The 8,080-nt window shown below is 71.8% G+C and carries 10 protein-coding genes and 2 pseudogenes; 7 read left to right on the top strand and 5 right to left on the bottom strand.

All coding sequences use genetic code 11. The annotated features are described in order from the left end of the window. Positions 1-270 (top strand): annotated as a pseudogene (locus tag ACFWZ5_RS23005) (monooxygenase); the annotation flags it as partial. Here ACFWZ5_RS23005 and ACFWZ5_RS23000 read toward each other — a convergent pair. After that, the gene (locus tag ACFWZ5_RS23000; RefSeq protein ID WP_384789257.1) at positions 271-1,950 is read right to left on the bottom strand and encodes a methyltransferase domain-containing protein; all 1,680 of its coding nucleotides are present in this window, start codon (positions 1,948-1,950) and stop codon (positions 271-273) included. Positions 1,951-2,070: 120 nt separating this feature from the next. On the opposite strand from ACFWZ5_RS23000, the gene ACFWZ5_RS22995 reads away from it, so the two are divergent. The 4 genes from ACFWZ5_RS22995 to ACFWZ5_RS22980 all read left to right on the top strand — a co-directional run bounded on the left by ACFWZ5_RS22995 (position 2,071) and on the right by ACFWZ5_RS22980 (position 5,038). Then, complete coding sequence (locus ACFWZ5_RS22995) at positions 2,071-2,664, top strand: histidine phosphatase family protein (protein ID WP_384789260.1); 594 nt, start codon at positions 2,071-2,073, stop codon at positions 2,662-2,664. Positions 2,665-2,762: 98 nt separating this feature from the next. Further along, positions 2,763-3,674 carry a TIGR03619 family F420-dependent LLM class oxidoreductase gene (locus ACFWZ5_RS22990; RefSeq protein ID WP_384789263.1) on the top strand — a complete coding sequence of 304 codons (912 nt, stop codon included), beginning with the start codon at positions 2,763-2,765 and terminating at the stop codon, positions 3,672-3,674. Positions 3,675-3,851: 177 nt separating this feature from the next. Then, positions 3,852-4,484, top strand: coding sequence for a hypothetical protein (locus tag ACFWZ5_RS22985; protein ID WP_384789266.1), 633 nt, complete (start codon positions 3,852-3,854; stop codon positions 4,482-4,484). Between the two features lie 149 nt (positions 4,485-4,633). Beyond that, on the top strand, positions 4,634-5,038 hold the full coding sequence (locus tag ACFWZ5_RS22980; RefSeq protein ID WP_384789269.1) for an acyl-CoA thioesterase: 405 nt from the start codon (positions 4,634-4,636) through the stop codon (positions 5,036-5,038). Positions 5,039-5,043: 5 nt separating this feature from the next. On the opposite strand, the gene ACFWZ5_RS22975 is transcribed toward ACFWZ5_RS22980, so the two are convergent. From ACFWZ5_RS22975 to ACFWZ5_RS22960, 4 genes are all read right to left on the bottom strand, one after another. Beyond that, on the bottom strand, positions 5,044-5,169 hold the full coding sequence (locus ACFWZ5_RS22975) for a hypothetical protein (RefSeq protein ID WP_384789272.1): 126 nt from the start codon (positions 5,167-5,169) through the stop codon (positions 5,044-5,046). Positions 5,170-5,313: 144 nt separating this feature from the next. After that, a complete protein-coding gene (locus ACFWZ5_RS22970) occupies positions 5,314-5,757 on the bottom strand; it encodes a DUF2267 domain-containing protein (RefSeq protein ID WP_384789274.1) in 444 nt (147 codons plus the stop codon). Positions 5,758-5,816: 59 nt separating this feature from the next. Further along, the gene (locus ACFWZ5_RS22965; protein ID WP_384789276.1) at positions 5,817-6,212 is read right to left on the bottom strand and encodes a DUF2267 domain-containing protein; all 396 of its coding nucleotides are present in this window, start codon (positions 6,210-6,212) and stop codon (positions 5,817-5,819) included. A gap of 103 nt (positions 6,213-6,315) precedes the next feature. Beyond that, on the bottom strand, positions 6,316-6,747 hold the full coding sequence (locus tag ACFWZ5_RS22960) for an Hsp20/alpha crystallin family protein (protein WP_384789279.1): 432 nt from the start codon (positions 6,745-6,747) through the stop codon (positions 6,316-6,318). 129 nt (positions 6,748-6,876) lie between these two features. Between ACFWZ5_RS22960 and ACFWZ5_RS22955 the strand changes: the two genes are divergently transcribed. Both ACFWZ5_RS22955 and ACFWZ5_RS22950 read left to right on the top strand, forming a co-directional pair. Beyond that, positions 6,877-7,509 carry a type III effector protein gene (locus tag ACFWZ5_RS22955; RefSeq protein WP_384789445.1) on the top strand — a complete coding sequence of 211 codons (633 nt, stop codon included), beginning with the start codon at positions 6,877-6,879 and terminating at the stop codon, positions 7,507-7,509. A 306-nt stretch (positions 7,510-7,815) separates the two neighbouring features. Further along, positions 7,816-8,080: pseudogene (locus ACFWZ5_RS22950) on the top strand (hypothetical protein); the annotation flags it as partial.

Raw genomic sequence — 8,080 nt, 5'->3', positions numbered from 1 at the left:
TACGGCGCGGGCGCGGTGAAGGCGCTGCAGGACGCGACGGTCCTGGAGTCGGCCATCACCACGTCCACGACGTGGCCGGACGCCCTGGAGTCGTACGACGTCGACCGCGCCGTGGCGGGCCGCACGATGGTGGACCTCGGCCGCCGCCTCGGCCGCGCCCTGGTCCAGGAGACCCCCGACTGGCGGTCCCTGGACCAGGCGGCGCTGGCCGAGTGGTGGCAGCGGGCGGACGGCACGGGGGCGTTCGGCGGGCGCGGCCTTGGACGCTAGCTACGCCTCCTGCCGACCGCCGTTCCTGAAGTGGAAGATCCCCCACGTCAGATGCCCGTCGCGGCCTCCGTCGACCCAGCGGGTCAAGCCCTTCTTCATCGCCGCGAGGTAGTCCTCGCTGACGTCGGCGACCAGGCCCTCGGCCTCTTGGCGCTCGGTTTCCTCCAGCACGCGCGCGTAGTGGGTCACCAACTGCTCGCGGTGCTCCTCGAAGCCGTCGGTGACGGCGGTGAAGCCGATTCTGGCGAGCTCGCGGGCGTAGAAGCCGGGCGAGCCCATGGAGTCGAGGTGGATGCGGTCGAGGATCGGCCGGAGGACCTCGTCCGGACAGTCGTCGGTCGCCATGGGGTCGGTGAAGATCAGGTGCCCGCCGGGCCGCAGCACCCGCGCCGCCTCCTCCAGGACGCGCGCCCGGCTGCCGCTGTGCAGGAAGGCGTCCTGCGACCAGATGACGTCGACCGCGGCGTCGGGGTACGGGATGTCCTCGAAGGAGCCGTCGACGACCTCGATGCGGTCGCTGAGGCCGCGGGCGGCGTTCAGCTCGCGGTGGCGGCGGTTCTCGACCTCGCTGAGGTTCAGGGCGAGGACGCGACAGCCGTACGTCTCGGCCAGGAACCGGGCGGAGCCGCCGTAGCCCGAGCCCAGGTCGAGCACGAGCGTGTCTTCGGAGAGACCGAGTTTGGCGGCCATACGCCGGACCGTGCGGCGGCTGGCGTCGGCGATGGGTTCGCCGACGCCGTCCTCGGTGTCTTCGTAGAGGCCGATGTGGATGTCCTCGCCGCCCCACACGCGGGCGTAGAAGGTGTCGGCGTCGGCGGAGTTGTAGTAGTCGCGGGCGACACCGGCCGCCCCGGAGTACGGCTCGTCCCCCTGTAGCGCGCCCTCGGAGCGGTAGGCCTTCTCCGCGACGTGGACGAAGAAGTCGGGCTGTTCGCCGCGGTACGTGTGCTGGAAGTCGCCGTACGTCTCGATGTGCTGGAAGCCGACCTCGCTCATCAGGCGGCGGGTGTAGTCCTTGCGCAGCGGATACATGTTGAGGTGGTACACGGAGTCGTCCGGGAAGTGGTACCGCATGCGGACCAGGCCCTCGTCGACGTACTCGGGCTCTACGGAGACGTCCTCCCCGCAGTAGTAGTACTTGTGCTTGCTGGTGTAGCCGTCGTCGAGGATGGCGTCGTAGTTGCGCTGGTCGAGGACGAGGATGCCGTCGTGCTTGAGCATCCCGTAGAACTCGGCGAGCGCCCTGCGGCGGTCGCGCTCCGAGAAGATGTGGGTGAAGGAGTTGCCGAGGCAGACGACGGCGTCGAACTCGCCGTGGACGTCGCGGTTGAGCCAGCGCCAGTCCGCGTGCACGACGCGCAGGACGTGCCCGCCCTTCTTCATGCCGTTCTCGAACGCGGCGGCCAGCATCTCCGCGCTGCCGTCCGCGCTGGTGGTGTCGAGCCCTGCGGCGAGCAGCCGCACGGAGTGGAAGCCGGTGCCGGTCGCGACGTCGAGCACGCTCTTGACGCCGCGCCTGCGGAGCAGGTCGATGAAGAAGTCGCCCTCGCTCTCCGCGCGTTTCTCCCAGTCGATGAGCGCGTCCCACTTCTCCACGAACTTGGGCACGTACTCCTCGGTGTAGTGGCCGGTCTCTCGCACTTCAACGGGGTTGTCGCCGAACTCCTGAGCCGGATGCACGATGCATACCCTTCGATAGCCATGGGGGGAAGGCTTGCAGGCATCGCTATCCAAGGCTGACGCCCCCATGCCTACGAACTTCGTATACATACGAGGAACAGACATGCGAAGATCGACATCATGGGTGATCTACTGCTCGTCCGGCACGGCGAAACCGAGTGGGCCCTGACCGGGCAGCACACCAGCTACACGGACATCCCGCTGACGGACCACGGCCGTGAGCAGGCGCGTTCACTGGCGCCGCTGCTCGGCAAGTACCGCGTGGACGCGGCGTTCAGCAGCCCGCGCGAGCGGGCGCGGCAGACCGCGGAGCTCGCCGGGTTCGGGCACGCGCGCGTGGACGAGGATCTCGCGGAGTGGGACTACGGAGCGTACGAGGGCGTGACGACGGTGGAGATCCACCGGGAGCGGCCCGACTGGTTCCTGTTCACCGACGGTGTCGCGGCGGGCCCGCCGGAGCACCCCGGGGAGTCGCCGGATCAGGTGGGCGAGCGCGCCGACCGGATGCTCGCGAAGGTCGACGCGGCGCTCGCGAACACCGAGGGCAGCGTGGTGCTCTTCGCGCACGGCCACGTGCTGCGCGTCCTGGCCGCCCGCAGGCTGGGCCTGCCCGCGTCGGCGGGCGCGCTGTTCCAGCTGGCGACCGGCACGGTGAGCAGGCTCAGCTATGAGCACGGGCGGCCGGTGGTGGCGACGTGGAACCTCCGTCCGTGACGGAGCGGCCCCTCCGTGACAGGGAGACCCCTGCGGTCCGGAGGGTGAACGCCCGCCCCGGCCACCGGAGTTGATCACGGGTCGGGAAGACTGCCCGCATGCGATACGGCGTGAATCTTCTCAACTTCGGTCCGGGCACCACCCCGGAATCCCTCCTGCGCCAGGCCACCGACGCCCGGCGGCTCGGATTCAGCTTCGCCATGATCTCCGACCACATCGCGGTGACCCCGGATGTGCACGAGCAGTATCCGGCGCCTTTCTACGACCAGTTCGTGCTCGCCGCGCACCTGGCGGGCCGGGTGCCGGGGCTGCGTCTCGGCACGACGGTCACGGTGATCCCGTACCGCCATCCGCTGCACACGGCACGGCTCGCCGCCAACATCGACCGGCTGCACGCGGACGGCTTCATTCTGGGCGCCGGGGTGGGCTGGTCGCGTGCCGAGTACGACGCGCTCGGGGTGCCCTTCGCGGAGCGCGGGGCGATCACGGACGAGTATCTGGCGGCGATCCGGGCCGCCTGGACGGACGACCCGGCGTCGTTCCGCGGCCGGTACGTCGCGTACTCCGACGTCCGCACCGCGCCCGCGCCGCGCAGCGCCCCGCATCCGCCGGTGTGGGTCGGCGGCAACTCGCCCGCCGCGCTGCGCCGGGCGGGGCGCCTGGGTGAGGGCTGGCATCCGTTCATGCCGACGCTCGCGGGCCTGAAGCAGGCGTTGCCGCGCCTCGCCGCGGCGGCGGACGCGGCCGGGCGCCCCGTGCCGGAGCTGGTGCCGAGGCTCCGCCTGCGGCTCGTCCCGCACCCGGACACGCCCGAACGCCCGCTCGGGTACGGCGGCGTGGACCGGCTCCGCGCCGACCTGGAGGCCCTCGAGGAGCTCGGCGCCACGCACGTCCTGCTCGACACCTACCCCGGCACGCCCGGCGAGCGGGCGAGCGCGGACGCGGACCGGGCGCTGCTCGAACTGGTCGCGGAGCGGGTGGTGGACCTGGCGGCGGGGACGGTGCGCTGAGCGCGGCTCGGACGGTGCGTTGAGCTGGGCTCGGGCGGTGTGTCGAGCTGGGCTCGGGCGGCGTGTTGAGCGGGGCCTGACAAGGGTTATCCACAGGCTCGCGCCGTTGTCAGTGGTCTGGGGCAGTATCGGAGGTGGGCGGGAGACCGACGGGGACCTGACGATGGGGGTGCGCTCATGCCCAAGCCGACGACGGCCGCGCAGCGGCGGATCATCGCGACCGCGGACCCGGTGACGGGCCGGCTGAGGGGGACGGACGCGCAGCTGACCGCGCTCGTGCGCCTGCAGCTGGCGTTCCGTCATCCCCGCCCGCCGCACGCGTATTTCCTCACGCCCGCGGGCCATCGGATCCGGGAGTCCCCGGCCGAGGCCGAGCCGGAGACGGCGCCGGTGGAGGCGGTGCCGGGGGTGTTCGCCGCGCGGACGGGGACCGAGGAGACCGTGACCGGCGAGGACGGACCGGGGAGGGCGCGGGAAGTCCGGGGCGCCTGGCTCGGCCTGGTCGAGATGCGGCGGATGACCAACGCCGGGGGCGACCGGGAGAAGCCGTGCGCGTGGGAGCGCGCGCACCTGGTGCAGGCGGTCGCCATAGCCCTGGAGGCGGCGGGCCGCACTCCGGAACGGCCGGGCCGCGAGGGCTACCGGGTGACCACGACGGCCCAGCCGGAGGCGGTCGCGGTGCACGAGCCGACGGCGGAGGGCGCCCGGGCCTGCGGGACGGCTCTGGAGCGGGCGGGCTGGCAGGTGAGCGAGCACGGGGAAGCCCGGACGGGACGGAGATATGTGCTGGCCTCGCCGAGACGGGGGTGAGCACGGGTGAGCGGCGTCCCAGGGGCGGAAGGGCCGAGGGGCGGAGGGGAATGCCGTGGATCAGGGGGCTGTTGAGCGTTGCACCAGAGTTGGGTCGTCCGAGCGTCGAAGTCCTTCAGGGGGAAGTTGTGTCGCAGGAGCCGTATTCCGTGAGTGTCACCGTCCGTGGGTACGAGACGGACTCGCAGGGCCACCTCAACCAGGCCGTGTACTTGCAGTACGCGGAGCACGCGCGCTGGTCGATCCTGCGCGAGGCCGGGATCACGCAGGAGGCGCTGCTCTCGAAGGGGGTCGGCCCCGTCGCCCTGGAGAACACGGTGCGGTACCGCAGCGAGCTGCGGGCGGGCGATGAGGTCACGGTGTCCTGCGCGTTCATATGGGGCGAGAGCAAGGTCTTCAAGGTCGAGCAGACCGTCAGGAAGGCGGACGGGACCCTGTCGGCCACGCTGACCGGCATCGCGGGGCTGCTCGACCTCAAGGAGCGGAAGATGGTCGCGGACCCGAAGGAGTACTTCAGGGCGCTGGCGTCCGACCCTCGCATACTCGGCCTGTAGCCGGCTCAGTGTGAGGTGAGGTCGGCCAGGTCCGGGGCGCCCGCGCCGCCGAGCGGGAAGAACGGCACGAAGGCGATGCCCTGGCGGGCGCAGGAGTCGAGCAGCGCGTCCGCTTCGGCGTCGCGGGACACTTCGGAGAGTTTTCCCGGCCGTCGAGTGATCTTGCTCTGGCACAGGGTCGTTCAGGCGGAAGTCCCCGATCTGAGTGATCGGGGACTTCCGCCAAGCCCGGCCGGAGGTCCTTTGTCGCGGCCCGTCGGGCGCCGGGTGCCCGTTTACGCGGCCGGGTTGAGTTCGGCTTGGCCGAACAGCAGCGCGTAGCCGGCGGGGAGCTGGCGGAGGATGCGGGTGATGAGGTCGGGGCCGGCGTGGGCGGCGACGGCTGCGAAGACGGAGCCGGTGTCCCAGCGGGTGGTGGCCAGGGAGGCGCCGGAGCGGGCGGCGAGGTCCTTGACGAAGGCCCATCCGGTCAGCGGCTGGGTGTCGGGGATCTGCGCGGTCAGGAGGCGTGCGGCCTCCAGGGGCAGGCGGGCGGCCAGGTCGACGCGTTCGTCGCCGGTCAGCTGGCGTCCCAGCCCGGCAAGGACCAGGCGGACGGCTTCTTCTGCTTTCTCGCGGGTGGGGTAGGCCCCTTCGTAGCGGACCTTCTCCAGCATCTGCTCGTACGCCGCCCCGTACGGCTGCTGGTGCTCAGACGGTACGCGCACGTCGGTGATCACTGTGGTGCATGCCTTTCGTGAAGCCGGGGTGGAGCGGTGCCGGTGTGCGGCACCGCTGGTCAGGTGGGCTGGGGGCGGCCGAAGAGGAGGTCGTAGCCGGCGGGGAGCTGGAGCAGCATCTGCCCCAGCAGGTCGTCGCCGGCGGTGTCGGCGACCGTGGACAGGACGGCGCTGACGTCCCAGGTCGCGGTCTGCTCGGTGGCGCCCTGGATCCAGGCTGCGGTCGCCCGGACGAACCGCTCCGGGGGCAGCGGTTCGGCGCTCTGCAGCGGGTTGAGCAGGATCAGGGCGAAGTCCTCCGGCAGGCGGGCCGCGAGCTGGGCGCGGACTTCGCCGACCAGGTGCGCGCCGAGCAGGGCGAGCACCACGCGGGCCGCGCGCTCGGCTTCCTCCGTGGTGCCGTACTCGCCGCGTTCCTTGACGTGGTCGAGGAACGCTTCGCGTCGCAGAGTCATCTCGGCCGCCACCCCTTACTTCTTCGAAACTGCCCGTAGGGGTGCGGAGGGCGGGTTGGGGGGGGAGTCCGGGTGCCCGTCCTCCGCACCTGTCCGGCCGGTGTCAGCCGGAGATCTCCTTGTGGCCGGTCCCGGCGCCGATGGAGATCTTGCGGGGCTTGGCGCGCTCGGCGATCGGGATGCGCAGGGTGAGCACACCTGCGTCGTAGTCGGCCTTGATGTGCTCGGTGTCGAGGGTGTCGGCGAGCACGATCTGGCGGGAGAAGACGCCCAGCGGCCGCTCGGACAGCTCCATCTGCACGTCGTCGGCCTTCGCCACCGGCCGCCGCTCGGCCTTGACCGTCAGCATGTTCCGCTCGACGTCGATGTCGATCGCGTCCGCGCTGACGCCGGGAAGGTCGAAGGCCACCACGTACTCGTCGCCCTCGCGGTAGGCGTCCATCGGCATCGCCGACGGCTTCGACCAGGTGCCCGGGCCCATCAGCTGCTGCGCCAGCCGGTCCAGCTCACGGAAGGGGTCGGTGCGCATCAACATCGTGAAAACACCTCCAGCAGGTTCAGGCAGTTGCTGCCAATGCGCCTCACTGACACCGTTGTAACATGTCATCCAATGGATGACAAACATGATGTCGTCGACCTGATGACAAGCCCGAGGGAGGTGCCCGTGAATCCGGCCGACCAGCCGTCCTCGCCCAGCACCGACGCCCACAGCCCGGCGTCGTTCCTTGCTGCCGCGGCGGCCCTTGACGCCATAGACGACGCCCTGCGCGTCGCCCAGCAAGAGTCCAAGGGCATCCCCGATGCCCCCGGTCCCGGGCCGGAGCAGGCGCTGGCCTCCCTGATGCTGCTGCGGCAGGTCCGCGAGCAGCTCGCCGGATGGGAAACCGGCCTGATCGAAACCGCACGCGACGCCGGCGCCAGCTGGGCCGACCTCGCCCACCCCCTCGGCGTCGCCAGCCGCCAAGCCGCCGAGCGCCGCTACCTGCGCGGCCGCCCCGGCCCTGCCGGGACCACCGGCGAAGAACGTGTGACGGCCACCCGACGGGCCCGGGCCGCTGACCGCACCGCCGCGGCCTGGGCCCGCCGCAACGCGGCTGACCTGCGCCGCCTCGCCGGCCAGATCACCGCGCTCACCGACCTGCCGCCCGCCGCCCGCCGCCCGCTCAGCGAGCTCCACGCGGCCCTCGCCCACGACGACCCCGCCGACCTCATCGCCCCCCTGGCCGCCGCCCGCCCCCATCTGGCCGCCGCCCACCCCGACCTCGCCGCCCGGCTCGACACCCTCACACCCCCCTGACCCCGCCCGGCGCACCGCAACGGGTTCATGCGCGTGAGCGCTGTCAAGAAGTGGCCTTGAGCCGTTGTTCCTGGCGAATCAGCCGCTGCCGGTCATGCATGCGATTCCGTTGCTACGTTCTGCCCCGTCGTGACAGCGGCATGAGCCGCTGTCCTTGCAGGGAGGGTATGCATGAGCATCGAAGAACGGCAGTCGAGGCGGCGCGGTGTGCCAGGGCGGGCGCGGAGCTGTGAATCGGCCGGCGCCTTCCGCGGGGTGAGAAGAAGACGTACGGGGGTGGCGGCCGTCAGAGACAGAATCGCGGCGGTGATCGGAGCGATCGCGCTGATCGCCGCCGCGATGGTCGCCGGTGCGGCGGGCACGGCCGCCGCAGCGGAGGGCGCGGCCGCCGCCACGGAACGGGGGTCGCAGGCCGCGGCCGGTTCGGCGGCCACGGCCGGTTCGGCGGGCACGGCCGACGCTGCGGCGCAGGGGTCGCAGGCCGCGGCAGGCGGGTGGGAGTGCCCCGGGACGCCCGTTCCTGCCGGGTACGTCATCACCAACTTCAACCGCGACCTCTGCAACGGCCGGG

This window comes from Streptomyces sp. NPDC059003 (genome assembly GCF_042740445.1).
GTDB lineage: Bacteria > Actinomycetota > Actinomycetes > Streptomycetales > Streptomycetaceae > Streptomyces.
Note: the sequence above shows the minus strand (reverse complement) of the source record. Positions and strands in the feature narration are given on the sequence as shown.

Coding starts and splice junctions, on each gene's coding strand:
- ACFWZ5_RS22995 (WP_384789260.1), top strand. CDS start 2,071: ATGGGTGATCTACTGCTCGTCCGGCACGGCGAAACCGAGTGGGCCCTG.
- ACFWZ5_RS22990 (WP_384789263.1), top strand. CDS start 2,763: ATGCGATACGGCGTGAATCTTCTCAACTTCGGTCCGGGCACCACCCCG.
- ACFWZ5_RS22985 (WP_384789266.1), top strand. CDS start 3,852: ATGCCCAAGCCGACGACGGCCGCGCAGCGGCGGATCATCGCGACCGCG.
- ACFWZ5_RS22965 (WP_384789276.1), bottom strand. CDS start 6,212: ATGACTCTGCGACGCGAAGCGTTCCTCGACCACGTCAAGGAACGCGGC.
- ACFWZ5_RS22960 (WP_384789279.1), bottom strand. CDS start 6,747: ATGTTGATGCGCACCGACCCCTTCCGTGAGCTGGACCGGCTGGCGCAG.